Source organism: Priestia sp. P5_B4 (assembly GCF_056400385.1).
In genome coordinates, this window is record NZ_JBFULJ010000870.1 from 1 (window position 1) to 1,621 (window position 1,621).

Genomic DNA, 1,621 nt, shown 5'->3' on the forward strand with positions numbered 1-1,621 from the left:
GAAGAAGACAAAAAGATTTTACATAGCTTATTAGAATATGTAAAAAACAGCCAAGATCCTGAAATTGCTGCTAAATATGGACTGCGATCTGGTATCGGGCTTGCCGCTCCTCAAATTAATGTATCAAAACGAATGATTGGGGTACACGTTACGGATGAAAAAGGCAAGCTATACAGCTATGCATTATTTAACCCTAAGATCATTAGCCACTCAGTTGAAAAGACCTACCTTACAGGCGGTGAAGGCTGCTTGTCTGTCGATCAAGATATCCCAGGATTTGTTCCTCGATATGCACGTATCACAGTAAAAGGCACAACGCTTGAAGGCGAAGAAGTGAAAATTCGTTTGAAAGGTCTTCCTGCTGTTGTCTTTCAGCACGAAATTGATCATTTAGACGGAATTATGTTTTATGATTACATTAATAAAGAAAATCCATTTCAAGAACCTGAAAATGCTTTTCCATATGAACGCTGAAAAACGCGAGCTAGAGCTCGCGTTTTTCTTACTTTAATAATCCTACTAGCTCTAATCCGTGGAGAATACCATCTTCTGCTACATCTTTTGTAACAAGATTAGCAACTTCTTTCACGACTTCTTCCGCATTTCCCATCGCTACGCCATTTCCCACAAATTCCAGCATTTCGATATCGTTTAAGCCGTCTCCGAATGCATATACATCTTTTTTGTCAAAGCCAAGCTTTTCAATCATGGTCTCAATTCCTCGCGCTTTTGATCCACCTTTTGGCAAAACATCAGTTGAAAATTCATGCCAGCGAATAAAGTCAAATTTCTTAAATTTTTCTTCATAAGGAGCTTCTTCTCCCGCTGTACAGAATAAGAGGGATTGATAAATTTCACGCCCTTTGAAATAAGTAGGATCGTGGTGAGGGTGGGTAAATCCAATTTTCAGCGTGCTGATGCTGGATTCGATATAGTCATGAAACTCAATGTTTGATTTCATATCTTCATGATCCATGTATACGACAGGGTGATCATGCTCAACAGCAAAAGCTGTTAAATCTTGAAGCTCTTCTTTATTTAACGGGTTTTTGTAAAGAACTTCTCCATTTAAAACAATATACTGACCATTAAAGCTAATATATGTTTGAATATCCAACTCTTCACGCAGATCTTTAAACATGAAAGGAGCCCTTCCAGTTGCAATTGCCACTTCATGCCCCTGCTCTTTTAACAGCTGGACAGCTTTTTTTGTAGAAGCAGGCAGTTTTTTATCATGATCCAATAACGTTCCATCAATATCAAAAAAAATAATCTTTTGTTCCACGTTTATCACCTTATTTTTTATAATTTTTTATCTCTTTGTTAAGCCTTTCCAATTATATCAAACAAGCGCTGGTTTCTCTATAAATGGGCGGTCCCATTTACATTATTTCCATATTTAACCACGAGAAACCTCTCCCTTTTCATCATATAATAAAAGTACAGAGAGAGACAGGCAGGTATTGCAAAAAACAAAGGAGCTGAAAAATCATGTTAAAAGATTTTCGAAAAAGGCTGCTAAAACGCTGGAATGAATTATTGCGTAAAAAAACGATGGCATAATCGATTTTTTTAGGGCTTTCTGTTGTAAAATTTGCAGAGTGTGTGTCTGCATCGTACA

The 1,621-nt window shown here is 37.1% G+C and carries 3 protein-coding genes; 1 reads left to right on the forward strand and 2 read right to left on the reverse strand.

Features of this window, described 5'->3' with window-relative positions; translation table 11 throughout:
* On the forward strand, nucleotides 1-474 hold a 474-nt coding region (gene def / locus AC1DRF_RS26895; RefSeq protein WP_477742178.1), incomplete at its 5' end, for a peptide deformylase.
* Nucleotides 475-502: 28 nt separating this feature from the next.
* Here the strand turns inward: def and AC1DRF_RS26900 are convergent.
* Nucleotides 503-1,285, reverse strand: coding sequence for a Cof-type HAD-IIB family hydrolase (locus AC1DRF_RS26900; RefSeq protein WP_097823991.1), 783 nt, complete (start codon nucleotides 1,283-1,285; stop codon nucleotides 503-505).
* 142 nt (nucleotides 1,286-1,427) lie between these two features.
* Nucleotides 1,428-1,621: hypothetical protein (locus AC1DRF_RS26905; protein ID WP_477742179.1), on the reverse strand; the 194-nt coding region annotated here is incomplete at its 5' end.